Origin of the sequence: Halorussus salinus (assembly GCF_004765815.2) — an archaeon.
In the GTDB taxonomy this organism is placed as follows: domain Archaea; phylum Halobacteriota; class Halobacteria; order Halobacteriales; family Haladaptataceae; genus Halorussus; species Halorussus salinus.
Genome location: NZ_ML974127.1, coordinates 1,410,125 through 1,433,511 on the forward strand (window position 1 = coordinate 1,410,125; position 23,387 = coordinate 1,433,511).

25 protein-coding genes are annotated in these 23,387 nt (G+C 67.9%); 8 read left to right on the top strand and 17 right to left on the bottom strand.

The window, feature by feature from the left end:
* The first annotated feature begins 69 nt into the window (after nucleotides 1-69).
* Nucleotides 70-753 (top strand): PHP domain-containing protein, encoded by a 684-nt coding sequence (locus EPL00_RS07095; RefSeq protein WP_135851164.1) that lies wholly within the window; start codon nucleotides 70-72, stop codon nucleotides 751-753.
* 65 nt (nucleotides 754-818) lie between these two features.
* Nucleotides 819-1,940, top strand: a complete 1,122-nt coding sequence (locus EPL00_RS07100; RefSeq protein WP_135852437.1) for an asparagine synthase C-terminal domain-containing protein — start codon at nucleotides 819-821, stop codon at nucleotides 1,938-1,940.
* Here the strand turns inward: EPL00_RS07100 and EPL00_RS07105 are convergent.
* From EPL00_RS07105 to EPL00_RS07115, 3 genes are all read right to left on the bottom strand, one after another.
* Nucleotides 1,937-2,458 (bottom strand): hypothetical protein, encoded by a 522-nt coding sequence (locus tag EPL00_RS07105; protein ID WP_135851163.1) that lies wholly within the window; start codon nucleotides 2,456-2,458, stop codon nucleotides 1,937-1,939. The two genes, EPL00_RS07100 and EPL00_RS07105, sit on opposite strands and share 4 nt — an antisense overlap.
* Before the next feature lie 81 nt (nucleotides 2,459-2,539).
* Complete coding sequence (locus tag EPL00_RS07110; protein WP_135851162.1) at nucleotides 2,540-3,022, bottom strand: NUDIX hydrolase; 483 nt, start codon at nucleotides 3,020-3,022, stop codon at nucleotides 2,540-2,542.
* A 233-nt stretch (nucleotides 3,023-3,255) separates the two neighbouring features.
* Entirely contained in the window at nucleotides 3,256-4,224 is a 969-nt protein-coding gene (locus EPL00_RS07115; protein ID WP_135851161.1) for a transcription initiation factor IIB, read from the bottom strand.
* 287 nt (nucleotides 4,225-4,511) lie between these two features.
* Between EPL00_RS07115 and gatC the strand changes: the two genes are divergently transcribed.
* Together gatC and gatA are read left to right on the top strand one after the other, a co-directional pair.
* Nucleotides 4,512-4,811, top strand: coding sequence for an Asp-tRNA(Asn)/Glu-tRNA(Gln) amidotransferase subunit GatC (gene gatC, locus EPL00_RS07120; RefSeq protein WP_135851160.1), 300 nt, complete (start codon nucleotides 4,512-4,514; stop codon nucleotides 4,809-4,811).
* Nucleotides 4,812-4,819: 8 nt separating this feature from the next.
* A complete protein-coding gene (gatA, locus tag EPL00_RS07125; protein ID WP_135851159.1) occupies nucleotides 4,820-6,100 on the top strand; it encodes an Asp-tRNA(Asn)/Glu-tRNA(Gln) amidotransferase subunit GatA in 1,281 nt (426 codons plus the stop codon).
* On the opposite strand, the gene EPL00_RS07130 is transcribed toward gatA, so the two are convergent.
* Together EPL00_RS07130 and EPL00_RS07135 are read right to left on the bottom strand one after the other, a co-directional pair.
* A complete protein-coding gene (locus EPL00_RS07130; RefSeq protein WP_135851158.1) occupies nucleotides 6,097-6,528 on the bottom strand; it encodes a type II toxin-antitoxin system VapC family toxin in 432 nt (143 codons plus the stop codon). The two genes, gatA and EPL00_RS07130, sit on opposite strands and share 4 nt — an antisense overlap.
* Entirely contained in the window at nucleotides 6,528-6,779 is a 252-nt protein-coding gene (locus EPL00_RS07135) for an AbrB/MazE/SpoVT family DNA-binding domain-containing protein (protein WP_135851157.1), read from the bottom strand. Before EPL00_RS07135 ends, EPL00_RS07130 begins: the two co-directional genes overlap by 1 nt.
* 141 nt (nucleotides 6,780-6,920) lie before the next feature.
* Between EPL00_RS07135 and EPL00_RS07140 the strand changes: the two genes are divergently transcribed.
* The gene (locus tag EPL00_RS07140) at nucleotides 6,921-7,067 is read left to right on the top strand and encodes a hypothetical protein (protein WP_162224168.1); all 147 of its coding nucleotides are present in this window, start codon (nucleotides 6,921-6,923) and stop codon (nucleotides 7,065-7,067) included.
* 3 nt (nucleotides 7,068-7,070) lie between these two features.
* Here the strand turns inward: EPL00_RS07140 and EPL00_RS07145 are convergent, their stop codons facing one another.
* Entirely contained in the window at nucleotides 7,071-7,667 is a 597-nt protein-coding gene (locus tag EPL00_RS07145) for a hypothetical protein (protein ID WP_135851156.1), read from the bottom strand.
* Nucleotides 7,668-7,829: 162 nt separating this feature from the next.
* Here EPL00_RS07145 and EPL00_RS07150 point away from each other — a divergent pair, with 162 nt between their 5' ends.
* Complete coding sequence (locus EPL00_RS07150; protein ID WP_135851155.1) at nucleotides 7,830-9,269, top strand: APC family permease; 1,440 nt, start codon at nucleotides 7,830-7,832, stop codon at nucleotides 9,267-9,269.
* Nucleotides 9,266-10,096, top strand: coding sequence for a universal stress protein (locus EPL00_RS07155; protein WP_135851154.1), 831 nt, complete (start codon nucleotides 9,266-9,268; stop codon nucleotides 10,094-10,096). Before EPL00_RS07150 ends, EPL00_RS07155 begins: the two co-directional genes overlap by 4 nt.
* On the opposite strand, the gene EPL00_RS07160 is transcribed toward EPL00_RS07155, so the two are convergent.
* From EPL00_RS07160 to EPL00_RS07195, 8 genes are all read right to left on the bottom strand, one after another.
* A complete protein-coding gene (locus tag EPL00_RS07160; RefSeq protein ID WP_135851153.1) occupies nucleotides 10,097-10,441 on the bottom strand; it encodes a helix-turn-helix transcriptional regulator in 345 nt (114 codons plus the stop codon).
* 87 nt (nucleotides 10,442-10,528) lie between these two features.
* Nucleotides 10,529-11,278: an NRDE family protein gene (locus EPL00_RS07165; RefSeq protein ID WP_135851152.1), complete on the bottom strand. Its 750-nt coding sequence runs from the start codon at nucleotides 11,276-11,278 to the stop codon at nucleotides 10,529-10,531.
* A 584-nt stretch (nucleotides 11,279-11,862) separates the two neighbouring features.
* Nucleotides 11,863-13,440, bottom strand: coding sequence for an o-succinylbenzoate--CoA ligase (gene menE, locus EPL00_RS07170; protein WP_135852436.1), 1,578 nt, complete (start codon nucleotides 13,438-13,440; stop codon nucleotides 11,863-11,865).
* A gap of 31 nt (nucleotides 13,441-13,471) precedes the next feature.
* Nucleotides 13,472-14,545 (bottom strand): o-succinylbenzoate synthase, encoded by a 1,074-nt coding sequence (gene menC, locus EPL00_RS07175; RefSeq protein ID WP_135851151.1) that lies wholly within the window; start codon nucleotides 14,543-14,545, stop codon nucleotides 13,472-13,474.
* The gene (locus EPL00_RS07180) at nucleotides 14,542-15,474 is read right to left on the bottom strand and encodes a 1,4-dihydroxy-2-naphthoate polyprenyltransferase (protein ID WP_135852435.1); all 933 of its coding nucleotides are present in this window, start codon (nucleotides 15,472-15,474) and stop codon (nucleotides 14,542-14,544) included. Before EPL00_RS07180 ends, menC begins: the two co-directional genes overlap by 4 nt.
* Before the next feature lie 170 nt (nucleotides 15,475-15,644).
* A complete protein-coding gene (locus tag EPL00_RS07185) occupies nucleotides 15,645-16,664 on the bottom strand; it encodes an NAD(P)/FAD-dependent oxidoreductase (protein WP_135851150.1) in 1,020 nt (339 codons plus the stop codon).
* 95 nt (nucleotides 16,665-16,759) lie between these two features.
* Nucleotides 16,760-17,065 carry a hypothetical protein gene (locus tag EPL00_RS07190; RefSeq protein ID WP_135851149.1) on the bottom strand — a complete coding sequence of 102 codons (306 nt, stop codon included), beginning with the start codon at nucleotides 17,063-17,065 and terminating at the stop codon, nucleotides 16,760-16,762.
* A 72-nt stretch (nucleotides 17,066-17,137) separates the two neighbouring features.
* Nucleotides 17,138-18,037: a 1,4-dihydroxy-2-naphthoyl-CoA synthase gene (locus tag EPL00_RS07195; protein ID WP_135851148.1), complete on the bottom strand. Its 900-nt coding sequence runs from the start codon at nucleotides 18,035-18,037 to the stop codon at nucleotides 17,138-17,140.
* A gap of 199 nt (nucleotides 18,038-18,236) precedes the next feature.
* Between EPL00_RS07195 and EPL00_RS07200 the strand changes: the two genes are divergently transcribed.
* Nucleotides 18,237-19,436, top strand: a complete 1,200-nt coding sequence (locus EPL00_RS07200; protein ID WP_135851147.1) for a pyridoxal phosphate-dependent aminotransferase — start codon at nucleotides 18,237-18,239, stop codon at nucleotides 19,434-19,436.
* A 6-nt stretch (nucleotides 19,437-19,442) separates the two neighbouring features.
* Here the strand turns inward: EPL00_RS07200 and EPL00_RS07205 are convergent, their stop codons facing one another.
* The 3 genes from EPL00_RS07205 to EPL00_RS07215 all read right to left on the bottom strand — a co-directional run bounded on the left by EPL00_RS07205 (nucleotide 19,443) and on the right by EPL00_RS07215 (nucleotide 23,058).
* Nucleotides 19,443-19,817 (bottom strand): DUF7522 family protein, encoded by a 375-nt coding sequence (locus tag EPL00_RS07205; RefSeq protein WP_135851146.1) that lies wholly within the window; start codon nucleotides 19,815-19,817, stop codon nucleotides 19,443-19,445.
* An 84-nt stretch (nucleotides 19,818-19,901) separates the two neighbouring features.
* A complete protein-coding gene (gene menD / locus EPL00_RS07210) occupies nucleotides 19,902-21,707 on the bottom strand; it encodes a 2-succinyl-5-enolpyruvyl-6-hydroxy-3-cyclohexene-1-carboxylic-acid synthase (protein WP_135851145.1) in 1,806 nt (601 codons plus the stop codon).
* Complete coding sequence (locus EPL00_RS07215; RefSeq protein WP_135851144.1) at nucleotides 21,700-23,058, bottom strand: isochorismate synthase; 1,359 nt, start codon at nucleotides 23,056-23,058, stop codon at nucleotides 21,700-21,702. Before EPL00_RS07215 ends, menD begins: the two co-directional genes overlap by 8 nt.
* Nucleotides 23,059-23,387: the final 329 nt, after the last annotated feature.

Genomic DNA, 23,387 nt, shown 5'->3' on the forward strand with positions numbered 1-23,387 from the left:
AGTCCGATTCCGAGGAGCGACCGACTCCGTACCGAGGCGCTTTTGCCGCCCGCCTGCGAACCCCCGCCCGTGCTATCGGTCGAGCTTCACACCCACTCGTCGCTCTCGTACGACGGCCGGGACCCGGTCGACCTCCTGTTGGAGCAGGCCGCCGCGGTCGGTCTGGACGCGCTGGCAGTCACGGACCACGACGAACTCGCGGCCAGCCTCGAAGCGGTCGAGAAAGCCGAGGAGTACGGTCTCGTCGGCATTCCGGGCATGGAGGTCAGTTCGGCGGCGGGCCACGTCCTCGCGCTCGGCATCTCCGAACGCGTCCCCGCGGGCCTGTCGTTCTCCGAGACGCTCGACCGAATTCGCGAGCAGGGCGGCGTCGCCGTCGTGCCCCACCCGTTCCAGAAGTCCCGGAGCGGTGTGATGGCCAACATCACGGAGGCCGAACTCGCCGAGGCCGACGCCGTCGAGGTGTACAACTCCCGACTGCTGACCGGCCGAGGCAACCGGAAGGCCCGGCGGTTCGCCGAGCGCCACGACCTGCCACAGACCGCCGGGAGCGACGCTCACATCAGCGAGATGGTCGGGCAAGCGGTCACGCGAATCGACGCCGACGAGCGGAGCGCCGCGGCCATCTTGGAGGCCATCGCCGACGGCCGAACGACCGTCGAAGGCAAGCGCACCCCGTGGCACGTCAGCTTCCGGCAGGCCGCGGGCGGCGCGAAACGCCGAGTGAAGAACCGACTCGGGGAACTCCTCTGATGGCCGACCCGACCGGCTCGGGGGCGGATTCGGCGGACTCGGCCGACTCGGAGGCCGACGCCGAGATGCGCGGCGCGTCGGCCGAGCGCGTGGCGCAGGCTGTCACCGACCGTGAGGCGCTGTTCGACTCGCAGGGGTTCGCCGGTCGTCTGCCGGACGGCCTCCTCGTCCGGGACGTGTTGGGCCGACAGCCGATTTTCGTGGAGCGCAGTGACGACGCGGAAGCGAACTGGTCGTTCGCGCCCGGCGACCTCGACGACCCCGAGCCGATTCCCGCGGGGCACGTCTTCGACCCTGAACGACGAGCCACGGAGCGAGCGTTCTCGCTTCCCGACCCCGAGTACGCCGCGGACGAGCGCGAAGCGGTCCGGACGCTCGGGAGTGCGCTCCGGGAGAGTCTGGCGTCGGTCGGAACCGCATCGACCGCACCCGACGACCTCGCGGTCGCGTTCTCGGGCGGCGTCGATTCGGCTGTCGTGGCCAGCGCCGTCGACGCGCCGCTGTACGTCGTCGGCTTTCCGGAGAGTCACGACGTGGAGGCGGCCCGGCGCGCGGCGCGACTGATGAGCCGCGAGGAGGACCTGCGAGTCGTCGAGTTGTCGCCAGCGGACGTGGAGCGGGCGGTCCCCGAGGTGGCCCGCGCCACCGGGCGGACCAACGCGATGGACGTACAAATCGCGCTCCCGCTCTCTCTGGCGGCCGAGGAGGCCGCCCGCGACGGGTTCGACCGGCTCGCGGTCGGACAGGGGGCCGACGAGCTGTTCGGCGGGTACGCGAAGGTCGCCCGCGCGCCAGAGGACCCTCGCGTCGAGGCCGAGACGGTCCGCGGGGCGGCCCGCGAGGTCATCGGGACGCTCCCCGACCAGTTGGAGCGGGACGTGCTGGCGCTCCGCGCGGCGGGCGTCGAACCGGTCGCGCCGCTACTGGACGACCGAGTAGTCCGGGCCGCGCTCGCGCTACCGGGCGAGTCGCTGGTCGATTCGCGCGGCGAGCGCAAGAAGGCGTTCCGACTGGCCGCCCGCGAGTTCGTCCCCGACGGCGTGGCGTTCCGCGAGAAGAAGGCGGTCCAGTACGGGAGTCTGGTCGCCCGCGAGTTGGACCGACTCGCCCGGCAGGCCGGGTTCAAGCGCCGGATGGACGACCACGTCTCGGCGTACGTCGAATCGCGCCTCGCGGAGGACAGTTAGTACTCGTCGGCTAGCGCGGCGAGAGCCGCGCCCACCGATTCGTCGGCCGAAAACGAGAGGCGCTGGCGCTCGTTGTCGATGACGATGGTGACGGTCGCTCGGTCGGAACCGCCGCTGACCGCGCCGCCCGCGGCGAGGAGCAACACCGACAGCGCGACGAGTCCGGCACCGTTGGTCAGGTCCCGCGTGGCGGCGACGACGCCGACCACCAGACAGAGGCCGCCGCAGGCCCGGAACGCCACCGAGAGGTCCATCCCGCCGCCCGCGGGGTCGGTCTCGACCGCCCGGACGTGGTTGTAGCCGATGGATGTCGTCTCGTCGCCGGTCGCGAAGACGATTCGTCGGTCGGTCGCCGCGAAGTGGGTCGTCGCGTCGGGAAGCACCTGCCACTGGTTGGCCCAGTGGACGTTCCCGGCGGTCCACGAGCGGCGGACCTCCTCGCTCGCTTCCAGTTCCGCCTCGATGGCCGCGGGGAGGTCGCGCCCGCCCTCCTCGACGCCGACTTCGCCGACGCTCATGTAAGCGGTCGTTCAAAACCGCGGTTAATTAACTTTCCTACTTGGTAAAATGACACGTCTATTTGAAGCGGCGACGAGCGATTACGACGACCGCGCTTCGACCGCATCTATCGCTTCGAGGCCCAACTGCTGGACTTCGGTCGAAAGCTCCTCGAACGACCGGAGGTCGTCCGGACCGAACCACTCCCACTCGTCGGCGTCGGCCTCGTCGTCGCTCGCGGGGTCGATGGCTCGGAACTCGACCTCGCCGAAGTAGACGTGGTCCACGTGCTGGTGGCCCACTTCACCGCCGGGGTACACGTCGATGTCGAACAGCATCACGTGTTCGGCGGGCGCGAGTTCCCGGCCCGCGGCGGCCTCGACGCTCGTCTCGGGTTCCAGCAGGGTCACGTCGAGACCGGTCTCCTCGCAGACCTCGCGGCGGGCGGCCTCGCGGGGGAGTTCGTCGCGGTCCAAGTGGCCACCGGGCGCGAGCCACATGTCGAGTCGGTCGTGGTGGTGGAGCGCGACCGCGCCGTCGTTGACGACGTAGACGGTCGCGGTGAAGTGGCGGGTGGTCTCCATGCGCGAGCCAACGAATCAGCGGCGGTTGGGCGTTGCGGTCGCACTCGGGACGATGCGGTCACGCTCGGGACGATGCGGTCACGCTCGGGGCGATGCGGTCGCACTCGGGTGGTGCGACTGCACTCGGACCTCACGACTGCGATTGGACGTGCGGTTCGGCGGTCGATGCGATGGTCGAGGCGCAACTCGGGACCGACTCGTACGACCGCGACTTGGCCGTCAAAAACAGAGTCTCAGGGCGCGATAGCGTCTTCTTTCGCTTCCAGCAGTTCGTGGTAGCGGTTGCGAATCGTGACTTCACTGATGTCGGATACGTCGCTGACCTCGCTCTGAGTCACCTTCTCGTTGCTGAGGAGGGCGGCGGCGTACACCGCGGCGGCCGCCAGTCCGACCGGCGACTTGCCGCTGTGGATGCCCTTCTCGGTCGCGGTGTCCAGCAGGTCGCGGGCGCGGCGCTCGACCTCGTCGCTGACGCCGAGGTCCGAGACGAACCGCGGGACGTAGCTCTTGGGGTCTGCGGGCTGGATTTCGAGGTTGAGTTCCCGGACGACGTAGCGGTAGGTCCGAGCGATTTCGTCCTTCTCGACGCGCGAGACGCCGCTGATTTCGTCCAGACTCCGCGGCGTTCCGGCCTGCCGCGCGGCGGCGTAGAGCGCGCTGGTGGCGACCCCCTCGATGGAGCGGCCGGGCAGGAGGTCCTCGTCCAAGGCCCGGCGGTAGATGACCGAGGCGGTCTCTCGAACGTTGTCCGGGAGACCGAGCGCGGAGGCCATGCGGTCAATCTCGCCGAGCGCCTGCTTGAGGTTGCGCTCCTTGGAGTCGCGGGTGCGGAACCGCTCGTTCCACTTGCGCAGGCGTTGCATCTTCTCGCGCTGGCGGCTCCCGAGGGAGTTGCCGTAGGCGTCTTTGTCCTGCCAGCCGATGTTGGTCGAGAGACCCTTGTCGTGCATCGTGTTCGTCGTCGGCGCGCCGACGCGGGACTTCTGGTCTTTCTCCTTGGCGTCGAACGCGCGCCACTCCGGACCGGGGTCTATCTGGTCCTCGTCGACGACGAGTCCGCACTCCGCACAGACCGTCTCGCCGCGCTCGTCGTCGGTGACGAGGTTCCCGCCGCACTCGGGACACTTGGTCTGTTCGCGCTCGGTCTCGGTCTCGTCGGTGGTTCGCTCGTCGGTGTGGGTTCGGGTTCGTGTTTCGGTCATGGTGGAATTTGATGGAGAGAGCTAGCAATAGGTAGGTCGGTCGGCCGCAGACGGGACGGTGGATACCGGGGTCAGAAGACGTTCCCTAGTTGTGCCCGTTTCTACTTAAAGACTGTGGCAACGCGCGATTTCACCGATACCCGTCTCCGACGCATCTTCGCGGGTTTCGACGGTCCAGACGCGTGTCTCGGGTTCGCATATCGACCCCCGAATTCGGCAATCTTTAATACTACCTTCGAGGGGCCGGTATCGAAACCCTTACCGCTGGCCCGCGGGACTTGACGTGTATGAGCGACACGTCTGCCGGGTCCGAGGAGTCCGCGCCCGGTCCGGAGGAGGTCCGTCACGTCGCCGACCTCGCGCGCGTCGGCCTCGACGACGACGAGGTCGAGCGGTTCACCGACCAGTTCGCGGACATCCTCGACTACTTCGAGACGCTGGACGAGGTGCCCGAGGTCGAACGCGACGCCGACCTCGTGAACGTCATGCGCGAGGACGAGGTGCGCGACTCCCTCTCGCAGGACGAGGCGCTGGCCAACGCATCGGAGACCGAGGACGGCTACTTCAAGGGACCGAACGTCTCGTAATCCCAATCATGAGCGCAGACTACAACGTATTCATCACCGAGGAGACCATCGAGGGAGCGGACGACGGCCTCCTCGCCGACAGCACCGTCGCGGTCAAGGACAACATCAGCACCGAGGGCGTGCGCACGACCTGCGGGTCGGAGATGCTGGACGACTACGTGCCGCCCTACGACGCGACCGTGGTCGAGAAGTTGAAGGACGCTGGCGCGACCATCGTCGGCAAGGCCAACATGGACGAGTTCGGCATGGGTTCGACCACCGAGACCTCCGCCTACGGCGCGGCCGAGAACCCCGCGGCACCCGGCCACGTCCCCGGCGGTTCGTCGGGCGGGAGCGCGGCCGCGGTCGCGGCGGGCGAAGCGGACGTGGCCCTCGGGAGCGACACCGGCGGCTCCATCCGCAATCCGGCCGCCTTCTGTGGCGTCGTCGGCATCAAGCCGACCTACGGGCTGGTCTCGCGCTACGGACTGGTCGCCTACGCCAACAGCCTCGAACAGATCGGCCCGCTCGCGCCCACCGTCGAGGAGGCCGCCGAACTCCTCGACGTTATCAGCGGTCCGGACGGGAACGACGCCACGACCCGCGACGAGGGCGACGGCTCGGACTACGCCAGCGCCGCCACGGGCGAGGTCGAGGGCACGACCGTCGGCGTCCCCACGGAACTCGTGGAGGGTGCCGACGAGGGCGTCCGCGAGCGGTTCGAGGCCGCGCTGGACGACCTCCGCGAGCAGGGCGCGACCGTCGAGGAAGTGTCTCTTCCCTCGGTCGAACACGCCGTGGAAGCGTACTACGTCATCGCGATGTCGGAGGCCTCCTCGAACCTCGCGCGCTTCGACGGCGTTCGCTACGGCCACTCGGGCGGCTTCGACGGCAACTGGAACGAGACGTTCTCGAAGGCCCGCGAGGAGGGCTTCGGCGAGGAGGTCAAGCGCCGCATTCTCCTCGGAACGTACGCCCTCTCGGCGGGCTACCACGACAAGTACTACAAGCAGGCACAGGACGCTCGGGCGTGGGTCAAGCAGGACTTCGACGAGGCGTTCGAGTCGGTGGACGTGCTGGCCAGTCCGACCATGCCGACCCCGCCCTTCGAGGTCGGCGAGAGCTTAGAGGACCCGCTCCAGATGTACCTCGCGGACGCCAACACGGTGCCGGTGAACCTCGCGGACCTGCCCGCCATCTCGGTGCCCGCGGGCGAGGTCGATGATGGGCTTCCCGTGGGGATTCAGTTCATCGGCCCGGCGTTCGGCGAGGCGGAGATTATCCGGGTCGGCAGTGCAGTGGAGAATTAAGTATACGGATTCTCTTTCGTCGCGAGCCGTGTGATTCCGTCGACTGTGTCGAAATCCGCGTCGAAGCTGTAGACGTACTCGATTCCTAATCGGCGCATGTACGCGACGGTCGTCGCGTCGCCGAACGAGAGGCCGTCGTAGCGCTCGAACAGTTCGATAGCCCGACGAAAGTCCTCGTCGGTTGCCTGAACCGTCTCGAATCCGGCAGATTCGTCCAACCGGCGATACGTATCGGAGGCGAGTCCGGTTCCGAGACGTTTGTCGAGAAGATTTAGAAGCTCTAGAACGACGTAGTTGGTCACTCGTCCGGTCGGAAGTACTCCGTGGTCGATGCCGCGCACGATGTTTCTCGCTCGCTCGTGGCGTCGCTCGTCACGCTCGTCCCAGAAGTCCAACAGCACGACGCTGTCCACGACTGCGGCTGGCATCAGTCGAGATGCTCCCGTTCGTCCCCCGCCAAATCGTGCGCTTCAAGCGAATCCACGCCTAAATCGACCGGTTCGGCGTCGTCGAACGCGCCGTATCGCTGTCGGACGACCTCGACCCGCAGGTCGCTTTCGTCGGTCGTCTCCCATCGGAGTTTGTCGCCGGGCCGGATATCCAGTCGGTCCCGAAGGTCCGGCGGGAGCGTCACGGAGTATTCGTCGCCGACGGTCGTCTCGCTTCGTTCGGTCGCCATACTCGACAGTTGTGCGTGATTACTGATAAACTTCGGGCGGCACGGCAGTCGTTGAGAAAGAACGATTATAAAAAGGCGGATTATCGGCTAACAATGTCTTCCATCAGATTTTTAACCCAAAATCTCGAAATAGCAGACGATATGGGCACGTCAAGTTCCGAGGCGACTTCAGAGAAAGTCGTTCGCAACCCCGAAAAAGACGACATCGAGGTCGATTTGGAGTTTTACGACGAGACGATGGAAGGTATCGAGGGCGTCTCGATGCCCGACCCGGACGAAAACGAGTAGTCGCTACTCATACAACGATACGCCGTCTGCAATCTGCTTGAGCCGTTTTTTGGAGTATCGCTGTCGGTACTCTTTTTCGATTTTGGCGGTTATCGACTCGTAAGCGGTGTCGCTTGCCTTGATAGCACTCCGAAGGTACACTAAGTCACCTTTTGACCAGTCCGGAAAGTAATCGGTAAAAGGAGCGTGTGGGTGACTCCAATCTCCTCGGTCTTTGAGTCGCGGGACCGGAATCACGAGGTCGTTTACGTTTCTTTCGTAGTTGACACCAATCGGACCGTTGTGTTGCATGCAGTTCCGGACTGCGAGGAGTTCCGGGACGGTGTTGACCGGAGCGAACTGGGATGCCGGAAGAAACGGGTCGCAGGTCTTGGCGAACTCCCAAAGAGCGTGTATCGTGTTGACGTAGGCGTAGACCTCCCACTGTGCCTCGAAGATGCGGAGGTGTTTGGTCGGGTCGGCGTTCAGAAAGTACACCGTCTCGTCCGTACTTCCGATACGCTTGATTTTGCCGATGCACTCGCTACGCCGAGATTTCAGGCTCAGCTTCAACGCTTCCAACTCGACGAGTTCCCGCGCGGCTTCCTGTACCGTCCCCATGCCCGCAAAAATGTAATAGCTATTTAACTACGTTCCGGAATGGATGCGGCGAATCGAGTGGCGAACCGCTGACTCCCGGTAGCGAAACCAGCGAGCGCGACAAACCGCCGTTTCCGACCGCGACGACCACAGACATTAGTCACTCCTCGTTGCCGTGCCTCCATGAGCGACCCCGCAGAGCAGACGCCCGAGCCTTCGCCACCGCCGGACCCCGAGAAAGAAGGCGTCCATCCCGAGGAGGGCGAGACGACCGACGAGGCCACCGTCCACGAGGGCGGCGTCGAGTTGGAGCGCACCATCGGTCTCGGCGGCGGTATCGCCATCGGCGTCGGGACGATGGTGGGCGCGGGCATCTTCGTCTTCCCCGGTCTCGCGGCGGGCGAGGCCGGACCCGCCGCGGCGCTCTCCTTTGCCATCGGGGCCGTCATCGCCCTGCTGGTCGCCCTGCCGACCTCCGAGTTGGCGACCGCGATGCCCCGGAGCGGCGGGGGCTACTACTTCATCTCGCGGGGGATGGGCGCGGCGTTCGGCGCGGTCGTCGGCCTGAGCCTCTGGTTGGGGCTGGTCTTCGCGTCGGCGTTCTACCTCGTCGGCTTCGGCCAGTACGCGGTGGCCGCGCTGGCCGAGGTCGGCGTCTCGTTCGGCGGCGTCGGCCCGGTGACGCCGCTGGCGCTCCTGTTCGGCGTCCTGCTCACGGGCATCAGCCTGACCGGGACCGAGAACGCAGCGAAGTTCCAGAACGCGGTCGTCGCCCTGCTGGTGGTCCTCCTCGTCGCGTTCCTCGGGTTCGGCGTCCTCGACGCCGTGGGGGTGTTCGGGAGCGAGTCGGCACCCGAACAGTTCCTCCCCTACGGCTCGTTCCCGGTGTTGACGACCGCCGCGCTGGTGTTCACGTCGTATCTGGGCTTCGCGCAGGTGGCGACCGTCGCTGGCGAGATACAATCGCCGTCTCGGAACCTCCCGCTGGCGATGGTCGGGTCGGTGTTGGCGGTCGGCACGCTCTACGTCGCGACCATCTTCGTGGCGACGAGCGCGCTCGGAAGCGCCCGACTCGCCACGCTCGGCGAGACCGCAATCGTCGCGGTGGCGCGCGAGTTGCTCGGAAACGTCGGTGCTATCGCCATCCTGCTGGCGGGCTTGCTGGCGACCTTGTCGAGCGCGAACGCCTCGATTCTGAGTTCGTCGCGGGCGCTCTACGCGCTGAGTCGGGACGCGCTCGTCCCGCGGCGCGCGAGCGAGGTCAACCTCCGGTGGGGGACGCCCCATGTCGCGCTCGTGCTGGCTGGCGGGCCGGTCGTTCTCCTCGTCGCGCTGGGTCGAGTCGAGGTGCTGGCGGAGGTGGCGTCGTTCCTCCACCTCGTGATGTACGGGCTGACCTGCGTCGCGCTCGTCCGCCTGCGGCGTTCGCGGCCGGAGTGGTACGACCCATCGTTTACCGTGCCGGGCTACCCCGCAGTTCCGGTGCTGGGCGCGCTCGCCAGTTTCGGACTGGTCGCGTTCATGCAACCGCTCTCGCAGGTCGTCGGCGTCAGTATCATGGTCGGGGCGGCCGTATGGTATCGCCTGTACGCCGACGACGTGCAGTTGCGAGGAGCCCTATGACAGCGACAATCCCCGACCGACCCAAGGTGCTGGTCCCGCTCGCGGTTCTCGACGGCGAGAGCCTCGCGCCCGCGCTCGTGGAAGCACTCTCGACCGTGCCGGTCGAGTTGGTCGGCTACCACGCCGTGCCCGAGCAGACCCCGCCGGGACAGGCCCGGATGCAGTTCGAGGAGCGCATGGAGACGGAACTCGCCGACCTCGCGGTGACGTTCGAGGAGATGGGCGGCACCGTCGAGACGCGCATCGTCTTCACCCACGAACCCGAGCAGACCTTCGAGCGCGTCGCGGTCGAGGAGGGCTGTGACGCCGTTCTCCTGAACAACCCGGCGACGAAGGTCGAGGAGATACTGGTCCCGCTCCGGAGCGAGATAAACGTCGAGCGAATCGTCGCGCTGGTCGCCAGCGTTCTGGGCGCGACCGACGCGACCGCGACGCTCTATCACGTCGCGGCCCCCGACGACGAGGCGGGCCGGGAGACGGGTCAACGACTCGTGGATGCGGCGACCGAATCGCTGGCCGAGGCGAGCGTCGCACCCGAGCGCATCGACCGGGAGATAGCCGTCTCGGAGACGCCGATAAAGACACTCGCGGCGGCGGCCGGGGAGTACGACCTCGTGGTGATGGGCGAGAGCAAGCCCTCGGTCCGGGAACTGTTCTTCGGCGAGGTGTCCGAGCAGGTCGCGTCCCAGTCGGTGACGCCCGCGCTGGTGGTGCGGCGACTGCCCGCGCTGGAGACGAAATCTGAGAAGTCGGAGGAGTCGGGCCAGTCGAGAGAGTCAGAGAAGTCGGGAGAAGCGGAGTCGGAGACCGAATCGCGGCCGGAGTGACTACTCGCTGTACGCGAGGTTCATGATCCACTGCGAGAAAGCGTCGCTCTCGGCGTCAACCTCCTCCTCGCCGATGAACGGCGAGAGCATGTCGCCCGCCATGAGGAGCGAGAAGTCGAGGTCGCGGGCGGCGGGCGTGATGAGGTAGGTGTTGTGGCCCTCGTAGACGGTCTCCTCGCGCTGGACGAGACCCTTCTCGTACAGCGATTCGACGATGCGACTCCCCTTCCGGGAGTCCACGTCGAGTTGCTTCCAGAAGTCGCTCTGGTGGATGCCGCCGGACTCCCGGACGAGTTCGAGACCCGCGCGCTCCGCGTCGGTGAGGTCCTCCTCGGATACTGCCATACAGGGTACACGGTCCCCGAGCGGTTTAAAAGTGACCGTCTGGCTCGCTCGCGGACCTCGCCAGTCGTTCCGCCCTCGCCGGTCGCGCTATCGGTCCGCTCGCTCGACGGCGACCTCCTCGTAATCCGTCTCGCAGGGCTTGCCGTCGGCGAACCAGTAGCGACCCGCGCCGTCGGCGTCGATGGCGACCAGCGAGGAGGACCGGGTGCCGTAGTCGTCGGCGTGAACGCAGGCCCCGAGGTCGTGGTCTCGCAAGACCGCCTTCGCGCGCTCGAACCAGCCCTCGGAACCCATCTCCGAGACGGACTCTCGCCCGTCGTCGGCGGTTACGCCGTCGCTCGGCGTGTCGGGGTGGACCGCATCGCGGATGCGTCTGGCCTTCGGCGCGGCCCCGTTGTACCCCTCGTTGACGACGACGTGGACGCCGGGGTCGAAGTGGGTGGTCCGGAGGACGCCGTCCCACTCCAACAATCCGGCCTCGTCGCGGTCGGCGACGACGAGGTTGAACCCGGCGTACTCGCGGTCGGCGAGTTCGTTCTTGACGTAGGAACTCGCGGCGCTCGCCGACTCGCGGGCCAACGCGTCCCGGACGAGGAGGCCCCGCGAACGCTCGCCCTCGATATCAGCGCGCCGGTTCGTGACGGCGACGAACAGGCCCGCGTCGTTGTAGCCGATCCACGTCCCTCCGGCCTCGTCGTCCCGCGGGGCCACGACGCGAGGCTTTTCGTCCAAGACGCCGGGCGGCCGGGACGGGCGGCCGAGCGCCTCGTCGCGGTTCGCCGCCGCGGCTATCGGGGCGTCGCCGAACACCTGCCACGCGAGGATGAGGGTACACACGAGATGTGGTACGGTCTCGCACGGCTAAAGTCTCGCGGCCTTCGTGGAGTGCGAGAATCCCGAAACGACGACTCTCGGGTTCGACTTTCGGATACCACGTTCACCTCGGCGCGTGCTGGCGCGACCCTCGTGGTCGCGCCGCTGCGCGCGAGGGATGAGGACCGCAACGGAGTGAGGACCGCAATCGGTTGGGGAGGAGGAGGTGCGGTTTGTTGTGCGGTATGATTGGAGTCGGCAGTAGCTAGCTTCTGTTCGACAAACACCACATTTCCGACCCCGAGATAGACAGCGACCATCACTGCGACAGCGACGACGACAGCAACAGCGACCGCTCCTATCGCCGACAACAAGGAGTCACCGCAACCGCCCAGCACCGCGACAACCACCGCGACCGCGCCCCCGGACCTCCCCGCTTGCTCGGGCACGAGGCCCTCGCGGCGCGTCCTGTCGAACGTGTCGTCGAGTTCGTCCTGTCGAACGTGTCGTCGAGTTCGTCCTGTCGAACGTGTCGTCGAGTTCGTCCTGTCGAAGGTGTCACCGAGCGCGTCCGGTGGTCAGCCAAATTCCCCTACGTAGTTTGGGAGCTACGAATCGCCCGACTCTCGAAGTCGCTCCCGGACCGCTTCGCGCTCGACAGTCCCGGAAGCAGTCCGGGGCAGGTCGTCGGCGAACGCGACCGTCCGGGGGCGCTTGTAGCCCGCCAGTCGCTCCCGGCAATGGGCGTCGAGGGCGGCGGTCGAGAGGCCCGAATCGGTCCCCGTCTCCACGCCGTCCTCCGGAACTACCAGCGCGCTCACGCGCTCGCCCCACTCGTCGTCGGCCAGTCCGACGACCGCGGCGTCCCGGACCTCGGAATGGTCGCGCAGGACTTCGACCACCTCGCCGGGGTGGACGTTCTCCCCGCCGGTGACGATGCGGTCCTCGCGCCGGTTCAGCACCCAGACGCGGCCCTCCTCGTCGCGGTATCCAACGTCGCCGGTGTGGAGACCGTACTCGCCGAACGCCGCCTCGGTCGCCGCCGGGTCGCCGTAGTAGCCCCGCATGACGGTCGGCCCGGAGACGACGAGTTCGCCGGTCTCGCCCGCCGGAAGCGGGGTTCGCTCGTTTTCGCCGCTCTCCTCGTTTCCTCCGTCGTTCGCGTTCGCTCCATCGCTCCCGTCCTCCTCGCCGACGACGGTCACGTCGGTCCACAGGAGGGGCCGACCGACCGTCCCCCGATGCGCGAACGCCTCGCGGGGGCGAGCGGTCGCAATCTGAGAAGCGGTCTCGGTCATGCCGTAGGTCGGGTGGACCGGCACGCCGCGGCGCTGGCACCGCGAGAGGAGTTCGTCGGGGGTCGGCGCGCCCCCCAACAGGACGAACCGGAGCGAGTTCGACAGCGACTCGCGCGCGTCGAGCATCCGCCGGAGCATCGTCGGCACGAGCGAGACGCCCGTGACGCCGTGTCGGGCCATCGCGTCGGCGGCGTCTGCGGCGTCGAAACCCTCCTGCAAGACGACCGTGGTCCCGTAGAGCGCCGACCGGAGGACGACCGACAGCCCGCCCATGTGGTACATCGAGAGACAGAGGAGCCACTTGTCGTCGGGCGTCACGCCGAGTCGGAACGCCGAGGAGGTCGCGCTCGCCAGAAAGTTACCCATCGACAGTTCGACGGCCTTCGGGTCGCCCGTCGTCCCGGAGGTGAACAGCATCGCTTGGGTGTCGGTACGGGACCACGACGCCGGGTCGAAGTCGGCGGGAGGTCGTTCCCGCAGGGCCGCCACCTCGTCCGCGTCGGGCGAATCGACCGACGCGACCGGAACATCCGAAATTGCCGCGGCGTCGGCTTCGGTCATCTCCTCGCAGACCAGCAGGTTCAGGTCGGCCGTCTCGGCCTGCCGAGCCAGTTCCGGTCGGGCGAGGCGCGCGTTCAGCGGGACCAGCACCGCGCCGAGGCGCATCGCGGCGTGGACCAGTCGGACGAACGCGGTCCGCGTCTCCATCAGGACGCCGAGGTGGTCGCCCGCTCGAACGCCGAGCGCGGCGAGTCGGCCCGCGGTCTCGCCGACCGCCGAATCCAACTCGGCGTAGGTCCACGTTCCCCCGTCGGTCGCTCCGTCCGCTTCGATTAGCGCGGTCTCCTCGGGTGAGGTCCGCGCGCGGTCGGCCAGCCAGTCCTGCATTGTTCCATCGTGCGTGTCGGTAGCTCTCTCGTCAGTCATGGTGTCCCCACGTGTCCGCGGTGCCGTTGCCCTCGCCCTGCGGGACGACTGCCCGGCCGTCCGCGACTGGGGCGATGTCCGGGCCGAGGTCCGACTCCAGTAGCTTCCGCGTGGCGAGTCCGCAGGCCGCAACGTCCGGTATCGCGGCCGCGACGTGGACCGCGGCGGTCCGGGCGACCGCGCCGTCGATGGTGGTCGTCACGACCGGTTCGATTCCCTCCTCGCGGGCGCGAGCCGCCAGTGCGCTGGCCTCTCGCGGGCCGCCGAGCGCCATCGGCTTCAGGATTACCGCGTCGGGGTTCGCGTCGAGCGCGTCGGAAAACTCGACCTCGGCGAGCGTCTCGTCCAGCGCGACCGGTCCCGACAGCGCGGCGAGGCCCGCGATGTCGGTCGCGGGCAGGGGTTGCTCGACGTACGCGAGGAGGTCGCCAACTGCGTCGAGGAACTGCTGGGCCTGCTGGCGGGTCCACGCGGCGTTCGCATCGGCCCGGAGTTCGACCTCGGGGAGCGCGTCGGCCACGGCCTCGATTCGCGCCACGTCGGCGGACAACTGGCGCGCGCCGACCTTGATTTTGAGACAGTCGAAACCCGCGTTCGCGGCTTGTCGGGCCTCCGCGACCGTCTCGTCGGCGGATGCGTCGCCGACCGTCGCGTTGACCGGGACGCTCTTGGCCGGGTTCTCCGAGCCGAGGTAGCGGTAGAGGGGCACGCGCTGGCGCGAGGCCCGCAGGTCCGCGAGCGCGAGGTCGAGCGCGTGGCGCGCGGCCGGGGTCGAGTCGAGATTTTCGAGGAGGTCGTCGGGCTCCTCGCCGCCGTCGATGGCGTCGCTCGCGGTTTCACCGCTCGCGTTCGAGGCGGGAAGCACCTCGCTAACCTCCGCGAGGACCGACTCACACTCGTCGTAGTGTTCGGTCCAGCCCGGAAGCGGCGTGGCCTCGCCGACCCCGACCGCGCCGTCGTCGGCTTCCAGTCTGAGGAGGAGACCGTCCCGGCGCTCGACGGTGCCCCGAGCGGTTTCGAGGGGGTCGGCGAGCGGGAGCGAGAAGGGGCGGATGTCGGCCCTCATAGAGCGAGACCCACCGCGAACAGGAGCGAGTGGGCGGCGAGGAGTTTCCCGGTCCGTTCTAGCGCGGGATTCAGCACCTCACCCGACGAGTCGGTGAGCATCGTCCGCGCGATGATGGCGGCGTAGGGAACCGTCACCAGCGGGAGGAGGACCGCCGGGGAGTAGCCCCGCGCGAGCCAGAACCAGACGGGTACGACGTACGACAGCGCGAGCAGGCCGACGAACTCGGCCCGACTCGCGGTGTAGCCGACGAGGACCGCGAGGGTCTTCTTGCCCGCCTCGCGGTCGGTTTCGAGGTCCCGGACGTTGTTCACGACGAGGATGTTCGTGGAGATAGCCGCGACCGGGAGGCTGGCGACGAACGCCGCGAGGGTGACGGTTCCCTCGGGGATACCCATCGGGAAGGCCCCGGCGAGTTTGCTCGCGGCTTGCACGTAGTAGGTACCCATCACGGCGACGACGCCGAAGAAGACGAAGACGAACAGGTCGCCGAGACCGTGCGAGCCGAGGGGGTAGGGACCCCCGGCGTAGGCGATGCCGGAGACGACGCTGGCGAGGCCGATGACGAGAATCGGCAGGCCGCCGACGTAGACGAGGTAGACGCCGACGAGGACGGCCAGCGCGAACGTGGCGTACATCGCGCGCTTGACCGACTCGGGGGCGATGAGTCCGGACTGAGTGACCCGCGTGAACCCCTCGCGCTCGTCGGTGTCCACGCCCTTCACGGCGTCGTAGTAGTCGTTGGCGAAGTTGGTGCCGATTTGGATGAGTGCCGCGCCGACGAACGCCGCCAGCGCCGGGAGCGGGGCGAAGACGCTCTCGTGGACCGCCAGCCCGACGCCGACGAAGATGGGGGCCGCGGCCGCCGGGAGCGTGTGGGGCCGAGCGGCCATCAGCCACGCCTCGCGCCGGGAGTGTTCGGTAGCCATGTCGCTCATTGACGGGAGTTACGGCGAGCGAACAATAGCATCTGCGGTTTCGACGGAGCCGAGGCTGGCGAATCGAAGGTGTCCGGAGAACCGCTCTTCGCTCGTATCTACTCCTTGTCGCCAGAATCACTTAAAGAGACGCAGCGAGACGGCGACGCGCCGGTGACGCTTCAGTCGTCGCCCGCCGCCCGAAACTCGCGGGCCGCCTCGCGCAGTCGCTCGGAGATGCCGGGTACCTCCTCGGGCGAGACCTCGCCCGACGACTCGATGTCGGCGAGGGACTTCGGGAACTCCCGGAGCGAGTAGTGAACGTCGATGCCCGCGTTCGCGCCCTCGCCCATCGCCACCGGAATCTGGTTGTGACCCGGCGTGAGGTCGCCGACAGCGTAGACGCCTTCGACGCTGGTCTCGCCGGCGTCGCCGACCGCGACGGTGCCGTCGTCGTTGCGCTCACAGCCGAGTTGGTCCACGAGGTCGGCGTTGTAGTTCGACCCGTACATCGGGAAGCCGCCGCGGTACTCGCGGAACGCGCCGTCCTCGAACTCGAAGCCCTCCAGCCAGCCGTCGTCGCGCTTCTCCATTCGGGCGATTTCTTCGGTCACGATTTCGACGGGGTGGGCGCGCAACTGGCGGTCGGTCTCGTCGCTCCACTCGGGGTCGTCGCCGCGCAACAGCAGGTCCACCTCGTCGGTGAAGTTGAGCATAATCATCGCGACGTGAGCGGCCGACTCGCCGGTTCCCATCACGAAGACGGGTTCGTCCACGAACAGGTAGGCGTCGCAGTGGAGACACCAGTGAAGCCCCCGGCCGGTCGGCGGGAGCGGCGGGTCGGGGCGCTCGTCGGTGAACCCCGTCGCCAACACCACCTTCTCCGCGGTAAATTCGGCATCGCCGGTCGAAAGCCGGAACCGACCGTCGTCGGTCTCCTCGACCGACTCCACGAAGTCCCGGACGTAGTCGGCCCCGTAGTCCCGAACCTGCTCGCGGGCGGTTTCGAGGAGTTCGTTGCCCGAGACCTCCTCGGTGATGCCGATGACGTTGTGGGTCTCGGTCATCATCGCGGCGCGGCCGCCGCCGCGGTTGACGACCACGGTGTCGTGGCTCAGCCGCGTCGTGTAGAGCGCGGTCGTGAGACCGGCCGGTCCGCCCCCGACGACCGCGACTTCGTACTCGCGAAGGTCCTCTGTCATCGGTCGGAAGTTCGGTCCTGAGCGTCTTAAGTCGGCGGGCGAGGACGAGGTCGGTCAGAAGCGACGCCGGGGGTCGAAGTCGCCGAGAAGTTCGCTCAGCAGTCCACGACCCAGTTACAACAGAGACACAGCTTCGGACAGTCGGACCGACAGTACGACATGCAACAGTCGGCGTTCGGGTCGCCGACGACATCCTCGATGTCGCCGTCGATGTCGCCGACGCGGTAATCGACGCGCTCGCCGTCTTCCCACGTCGAGATGTACGAGTCGTCGTCCAACTCCTCGACGCTCAGGTCGCCAGCTTTCTCGACTTCGGTCTCCGACGCGGTGGCCGCGGCCGACGCGCCGAACGCGACTGCGCTACTCGAAGCGATACCTCGAAGGACTTGTCTTCGTCTCATCACGCAATATAGTACCGAACAGAGAACTATTAAATTTTCTAATTCTATAAAGATAAATAATGTCGTCGGAGTTCAGTAGTGCCAGTCGAACTGCTCGAAGTCGGGGTCTCGACCCTCCACGAACGCGTCGCGCCCTTCTTGGGCCTCGTCAGTCATGTACGCCAGTCGGGTCGCCTCCCCGGCGAACACCTGCTGGCCGACCATCCCGTCGTCGGTCGCGTTGAAGGCGTACTTCAACATTCGCATCGCGGTCGGACTCTTCTCGTTCATGGTCTCCGCCCAGTCGAGTGCGACCTCCTCCAGTTCGTCGTGGGCCACGACTTCGTTGACCATCCCCATGTCGGCGGCCTCCTCGGCGTCGTAGTTCTTCCCGAGGAAGAAGATTTCCCGCGCCTTCTTCTGGCCGACCTGCTTGGCGAGGTAGGCCGACCCGAACCCGCCGTCGAACGAGGCCACGTCGGGGTCGGTCTGCTTGAACAGCGCGTGTTCCTCGCTGGCGATGGTCATGTCGCAGACGACGTGGAGGCTGTGGCCGCCGCCGACGGCCCATCCCGGCACGACGCAGACGACCGGCTTCGGGATGTGGCGAATCAGTCGCTGGACTTCGAGGATGTGGAGGCGGCCGCCCTTCGACGCTCGCTCGCTGTCGGCGTCGCCCTCCTCGCCGCGGTACTCGTAGCCCTCCTTCCCGCGAACCGTCTGGTCGCCGCCCGAGCAGAACGCCCACCCGCCGTCCTTCGGCGAGGGACCGTTGCCGGTCAGCAGGACGCACCCCACGTCGGTCTGGCGCTTGGCGTGGTCCAGCGCGTCGTAGAGTTCGTCCACCGTCTTCGGTCGGAAGGCGTTGCGGACCTCCGGGCGGTCGAACGCGATGCGCACGGTGCCCGACTCGACCGCGCGGTGGTAGGTGATGTCGTCGAAGTCGGGACCGGCTCGCTCCCACGCGTCGGGGTCGAAAATCTCGGATACCATGTGTCGGCGTGGGGTCGGTGCGAGGAAAAAGATTGCTTGTTGGCGTATCGTCGTTCGGGCCGGTTCGGGCCGGTTCTCGGGGTGGTTCTCGGGACGGTTCGGGTCTCGGGACGATTCGGATTTCGGGACGGCTTCGGGTCGCGCCGCGGACGGTTCCGAGGAGCGAAGCTACTTCACGCCCCGCTCCGTGACGTAGGCCATGACCGACGCCACCGGCGCGGACCCCGCCGCTCGACTCGCCGACAGAACCCGGAGCCTCGAACGCTCGAAGATTCGCGTGATGTTCGGCCTCGCCGAGGAGGCCCGACGCGAGTCCGACCGCGAGCTAGTCCGCCTCGAAGTCGGCGAACCCGACTTCGGGACACCCGACCACGTCATCGACGCCGCGGCCGAGGCCGCCCGTGAGGGCGCGACCAGTTACACCGAGAACGCGGGCATCCCGCCGTTGCGCGAGGCGATTTCCGAGACGATGGCCCGCGAGAGCGGCGTCGAGTACGACCCCGAGCAGATTACGGTCAAAACCGGCGCGATGGAAGCCCTCTCGTTGACCATGATGGCGATTGCGGGACCCGGCGACGAGGTGGTCGTGCCCACGCCCGCGTGGCCCAACTACGTCAATCAGGTCCAGTTAGCCGGGGCGACGCCCGTGACGGTCCCGCTGTCGGCCGACTCGGGTTTCGACCTCGACCCCGAGCGCGTGGCCAGCGAAATCCGCGACGAGACCGCGGCCGTGATTCTCACCTCGCCCTCGAACCCGACCGGGCGCGTCTACGACGAGGAGGCCGTCGCGGAAGTCGCGGAAGTCGCGGCGGCCCACGACGCCTACGTCGTCGCCGACGAGGTGTACGGCCGACTCACGTACGACCGGGACTTCCGGGGCGTCGCGTCCTACGTCGAGTCGCCGGAGAACGTCATCACGGTCGATTCCTGCTCGAAGACGTACGCGATGACGGGGTGGCGGTTGGGCTGGCTCGCGGGTCCCCAGTCGGTCGTGGACGCCGTGACCAGCATCGGCGAGAGTACGACCGCCTGCCCGTCCAGCGTGAGCCAGCAGGCCGCGCTCGCGGCGCTCACCGGTCCGCAGAACCCGGTTGCCGAGATGAAGGCCGCCTTCGAGGAGCGCCGGGACTTCGTGGTCGAGCGCGTCGCCGAGATACCGACCGTCTCCTGTCCTCGGCCGGAGGGCGCGTTCTACGCCTTTCTCGACGTGAGCGACCTGCCGGGCGGGAGCTTCGACATCGCCGAGCGACTCCTCGCCGAGCGGGGCGTCGTCACCGCGCCGGGCGACGGGTTCGGCGACGCTGGCGAGGGCTACCTGCGAATCAGTTTCGCCAACGGCCTCGACCGCATCGAGGAGGGACTGGACCGCATCGAGGCGTTCGTCCGCGACGAATCGTAGCCGACGCTACTGGTCTATCACGTCGAGACACTCCCCGATGAAGGTGTCGTGGCTGGCGAACACCTCGCGGTCCAGCGCGACCGCGGTGCCGCTCGTCTCGTCGTGCAGGAAGTGCATCTCCACGGCGTCCTCGAACGACCGGACCGTGTAGTTCAGCGGGCCGTGCGCGTACAGGTCTTCCTGATGGGGCTTCTCGACCGCCTCCAGTCGAACGTCGCGGACGACCTCCTTGATGTCTCGCTCGGTGTACTCGTCGGCTACGTCGTCGCGGACGTACAGCACGTCGCCGCCGTCGTCGTCGTAGTAGATGACGCTCCGCAGGTGGTCGCCGACGCGGTCCCGGAGGAACGTAGTCAGGGCTTCGGCAGAGGTTACTGACATTCGAACCGACGGAGGTTCGAGTGGAGCAAGCATTAATGTTTTCTCGATTCTCAGTAAGGATAAATCGGGGGAGCCGGGGACGACTCACTCGACCCGCTCGGCGACGCGCTCGGCCACCTCGTCGCGGAACCGGTGGCTCGACTCGGCGTCGGTGACGACCTCGATGACCTGCGTCCCCTCGCTCTCGACCGACGACTCGAACGCCGACCGGAACGAGTCGAGGCTCCCGACTCGCTCGAAGTCCAGCCCGTAGAGGTCGCCCGTGGGTTCGTAGTCGAGACCGTGAGGCGTCCGGAACTGGTCGGTGAACGGCGGGTCGAACTCCTCGATGGGGAGCATGTGGAAGATACCCCCGCCGTCGTTGTTTATTTCCACGATGGTCGCGTCCACGCCACACCGGGCCACCGCCAGCAGGCCGTTCATGTCGTGGTAGTACGCCAAGTCGCCGGTGACGAGGACCAGCGGGTCGTCGGTCGCGCTCCCCGCACCGAGGCCGGTGCTGGTGATGCCGTCGATGCCGCTCGCGCCCCGATTGCCCAACACCGTCACGTCGGCTCCTCGGGGGCGGCCGAACCGGTCCAAATCCCGGACCGGCATGCTGTTCGAGACCATCACGGTCGCGGGGTTGGGGGCGTCTTCGGCGACCGCCGAGAGTACCCCGCCCTCGAACAGTCGCTCGCCGCGGGCCTCCTCGACCAGTTCCCAGTACTCCTGCTCGGCGGCGGCGAAGCGGTCGCGCCACTCGTGATTTCCGGTCGATTCGACGCTCTCGGCCAGCGACCCGGCGAACCGCGTCGGGTCGGCCGCCAGCAGGTCGGTCGCGGTGAACGTCGCCTCGCGCCACCCGCCCGCGGGGTCCACGAGGAACTGCCGGGCGTCGCTCGCTTCGAGGTACTGCCGGAGAACTTTCGAGGTCGGCGACGCGCCGAACCTGACCACGACCTCCGGGTCGGGCCACGAGTCGCCGACCGATTCGAGGTAGCCGTCGTAGCCGCCAGCGACGACCACGCGGGTCGCGTGGTCGTCGCCGCGCTCGTCGCCGTGGCCGAACCGATGGCCCGACAGGGGGTCGGCCAGAATCGGGAAGCCGGTCGCCGCCGCGAGGTCCGCCAGCGCGTCGCGCTCCGGCGTCGGCGCGTCGGCGGGACCGGCGACTAACAGACCGCGGTCGGCGCTCTCGACGGCCTCCCGAACCGTCTCCATCTCGGCGTCGCTCAGTTCCGGGCGGCCCTGCCCGGTTCGGACGAAGGGCCGTCGAGTTCCGTCGCGCTCGGTCCGACCGTCCGCGCCGAGGGGTGCCTCCTCGGCCAGATTCTCCGGCACGTCACCGGGCACCTCGACCGGTTCGAGCGGCTTGCGGAACGGGACGTTGAGGTGGACCGGACCCGGCGGCGTCCCGGTCGATTCGGCCAGCGCGCGGGCCGCGGTGGTCCGGAGCGACCGGAGCTTTCGGCCATCGGGTTCGGGTTCCGGCAGGTCGGCGTACCACCGCACCGAATCGCCGTAGAGTTTCTGCTGGTCGATGGTCTGGTTCGCGCCCGAGTCCCGGAGTTCCGGGGGTCGGTCGGCGGTGAGGACGAGCATCGGCACGCGGGCCTGAGTCGCCTCGATGACCGCGGGGTGGAAGTTCGCGGCCGCGGTGCCGGAGGTACAGACCAGCGGCGTCGGCTTTCCGGTGCGTTTCGCTCGCCCCAACGCGAAGAAGGCGGCCGAACGCTCGTCCAAGTGCGAGAAGACCCGTATCTCCGGATGCTCGGCGAACGCGACGGTCAGGGGCGTCGAGCGACTGCCGGGCGCGATACAGACCGCGTCCACTCCGGCGGCGGCGAGTTCCGCGACGAGGGTCCGCGCCCAGAGGGTGTTTCGGTTCGGGGCGGGAGAATCAGTCATCTTCCAGTTCGTCCAGAATCGGCCGGTACTTCAGTTGGACCTCCTCGTACTCCTCGTCGGGGTCGCTGTCGGCGACGATGCCGTTCCCGGCGAACAGCGTCGCCGAGGTGCCGTCGGTGACTGCCGACCGGAGGCCGACCGCGAAGGTGCCGTCACCCTCGGCGTCGAACCACCCGACCGGCGAGGCGTACCACCCGCGGTCGAAGCTCTCGGTGTCGAGGATGGTCTGGAGGGCTTTCTCCGGCGGGAGACCGCCGACCGCGGGGGTCGGGTGCAGGGCCTCCACGATGGAGAGGACGTGACCGTCGTCGGTCAGGTCGGCCTCGATGGGCGTCCAGAGGTGCTGGATGGTCGCCAGCTTCCGGACTCGGCGGTCGGCGACCCGGACCTCGCCCGAGACCGGCGAGAGCTGGTCGCGGATGGTCTCGACGACCAGTTCGTGTTCGTGGGCCATCTTCTCGCTGTTCTCGATGCTGGCTTCGAGTTCGGCGTCCTCCTCGGGGGTGTCTCCTCTGCCGACAGAGCCCGCGAGGGCGTCGGTCTCGACGGTCCGGCCGCGCAGGGTGGCCAGACGCTCGGGCGTCGCGCCGAAGAAGGCCCCGTGGGTCGTCGGCTCGAAGCAGAATCGGAAGCAGTCAGGGTACGACTCGCCGAGGCGCGCGAGCGCGTCGGGAATCGAGATTTCGCCCGCCAACTCGACCGCGAGGGCTTGCGCGAGCGTGACCTTCCGGAGGTCGCCCGCCTCGATTCGGGAGACGGCCGCGCTGACCTGTTCGGCCCACTCCTCGCGGGTCGTGGTCGGCGTGGTCGAGCGGACGCCGGGCGGTCCCGCGCTTCGGGGGTCGGTCTCGGTCGGTCGCTCCGCTTGCTCGGTCAGCGCCTCGCGGACCTCGGCGAGTTCGCGCTCGACGGCCTCCGCCGAGGAGTCCCGCGCGGAGACGGTGAGCCACGTCTCGCCGTTCGCGCGGGTCAACTGCGTGCGGGGGAGGACGAACTCGCCGCCGCCGAACCCCTGCCACGGCGGCGCGGGGTCGTGGTCGGCGTGGAACGCGAACCCGCCGAACAGGCGCGGGCGGGCCGCCTCGGGACCGTCGTAGTCGAGTCCGGCGAAGAGGTCGTTTGCGGCCTCGCGGACCGTCTCGAAGCGGTCGGCTCCCTCGGCCGCGATGCGGGCCGCGGTGCCGCCGCCAGCGAACTCCGGACCGTAGGGGCTGGTCCAGTAGATTCTCGGCGCGTCCCGCCCGGCGAGGAACGGTCGGGGGTCGCAGTCGGGTAGCTCTACTGCCCGGCTCACGAGGGCGGAGCCGGTCGGTTCTGCCGACACCTGTCCGTCGCGGGGCGGAGACTCCATTCAGTCGAACTCAGGATTGGGGAGCCTTTAGTCTAACTGAATTACTCGTGGCACTCCTCGGACGAAGACACGGCAACTGAACCGCTCGCCGCGTCGAAGACCCGTCAATTCGAATCGTTCGACTGACCATGTTCGACTGACCATTCATCTCGGCGCGTGCGGCGCGACCCTCGTGGTCGCGCTTTCTCACGCGAGGGATGAGTAGCGCAGGCCCGTGGCCGAGCAACGCAATCGGTTGGGGAGGTGTGTGGTCCGCGGTCGCGGTGCCGTGAGGTCGCAGTGCGGTTGGCGGTACGATAGGCTCAAGCCTGAAACTAGCTCACCGGACC

Excerpts from the sequence above, each read along its gene's own strand:
- EPL00_RS07130 (WP_135851158.1), bottom strand. The coding sequence starts at position 6,528 with ATGCCAGCCGCAGTCGTGGACAGCGTCGTGCTGTTGGACTTCTGGGAC.
- EPL00_RS07145 (WP_135851156.1), bottom strand. The coding sequence starts at position 7,667 with ATGGGGACGGTACAGGAAGCCGCGCGGGAACTCGTCGAGTTGGAAGCG.
- menD (WP_135851145.1), bottom strand. The coding sequence starts at position 21,707 with ATGACTGATTCTCCCGCCCCGAACCGAAACACCCTCTGGGCGCGGACC.
- EPL00_RS07205 (WP_135851146.1), bottom strand. The coding sequence starts at position 19,817 with ATGTCAGTAACCTCTGCCGAAGCCCTGACTACGTTCCTCCGGGACCGC.
- EPL00_RS07135 (WP_135851157.1), bottom strand. The coding sequence starts at position 6,779 with ATGGCGACCGAACGAAGCGAGACGACCGTCGGCGACGAATACTCCGTG.
- EPL00_RS07160 (WP_135851153.1), bottom strand. The coding sequence starts at position 10,441 with ATGGCAGTATCCGAGGAGGACCTCACCGACGCGGAGCGCGCGGGTCTC.
- EPL00_RS07110 (WP_135851162.1), bottom strand. The coding sequence starts at position 3,022 with ATGGAGACCACCCGCCACTTCACCGCGACCGTCTACGTCGTCAACGAC.
- EPL00_RS07180 (WP_135852435.1), bottom strand. The coding sequence starts at position 15,474 with ATGGCTACCGAACACTCCCGGCGCGAGGCGTGGCTGATGGCCGCTCGG.
- EPL00_RS07185 (WP_135851150.1), bottom strand. The coding sequence starts at position 16,664 with ATGACAGAGGACCTTCGCGAGTACGAAGTCGCGGTCGTCGGGGGCGGA.
- EPL00_RS07115 (WP_135851161.1), bottom strand. The coding sequence starts at position 4,224 with ATGACCGAAACACGAACCCGAACCCACACCGACGAGCGAACCACCGAC.
- EPL00_RS07200 (WP_135851147.1), top strand. The coding sequence starts at position 18,237 with ATGACCGACGCCACCGGCGCGGACCCCGCCGCTCGACTCGCCGACAGA.
- EPL00_RS07150 (WP_135851155.1), top strand. The coding sequence starts at position 7,830 with ATGAGCGACCCCGCAGAGCAGACGCCCGAGCCTTCGCCACCGCCGGAC.
- menC (WP_135851151.1), bottom strand. The coding sequence starts at position 14,545 with ATGAGGGCCGACATCCGCCCCTTCTCGCTCCCGCTCGCCGACCCCCTC.
- gatA (WP_135851159.1), top strand. The coding sequence starts at position 4,820 with ATGAGCGCAGACTACAACGTATTCATCACCGAGGAGACCATCGAGGGA.
- EPL00_RS07105 (WP_135851163.1), bottom strand. The coding sequence starts at position 2,458 with ATGAGCGTCGGCGAAGTCGGCGTCGAGGAGGGCGGGCGCGACCTCCCC.
- EPL00_RS07155 (WP_135851154.1), top strand. The coding sequence starts at position 9,266 with ATGACAGCGACAATCCCCGACCGACCCAAGGTGCTGGTCCCGCTCGCG.
- menE (WP_135852436.1), bottom strand. The coding sequence starts at position 13,440 with ATGCAGGACTGGCTGGCCGACCGCGCGCGGACCTCACCCGAGGAGACC.
- EPL00_RS07190 (WP_135851149.1), bottom strand. The coding sequence starts at position 17,065 with ATGAGACGAAGACAAGTCCTTCGAGGTATCGCTTCGAGTAGCGCAGTC.
- EPL00_RS07140 (WP_162224168.1), top strand. The coding sequence starts at position 6,921 with ATGGGCACGTCAAGTTCCGAGGCGACTTCAGAGAAAGTCGTTCGCAAC.
- gatC (WP_135851160.1), top strand. The coding sequence starts at position 4,512 with ATGAGCGACACGTCTGCCGGGTCCGAGGAGTCCGCGCCCGGTCCGGAG.
- EPL00_RS07215 (WP_135851144.1), bottom strand. The coding sequence starts at position 23,058 with ATGGAGTCTCCGCCCCGCGACGGACAGGTGTCGGCAGAACCGACCGGC.
- EPL00_RS07100 (WP_135852437.1), top strand. The coding sequence starts at position 819 with ATGCGCGGCGCGTCGGCCGAGCGCGTGGCGCAGGCTGTCACCGACCGT.
- EPL00_RS07195 (WP_135851148.1), bottom strand. The coding sequence starts at position 18,037 with ATGGTATCCGAGATTTTCGACCCCGACGCGTGGGAGCGAGCCGGTCCC.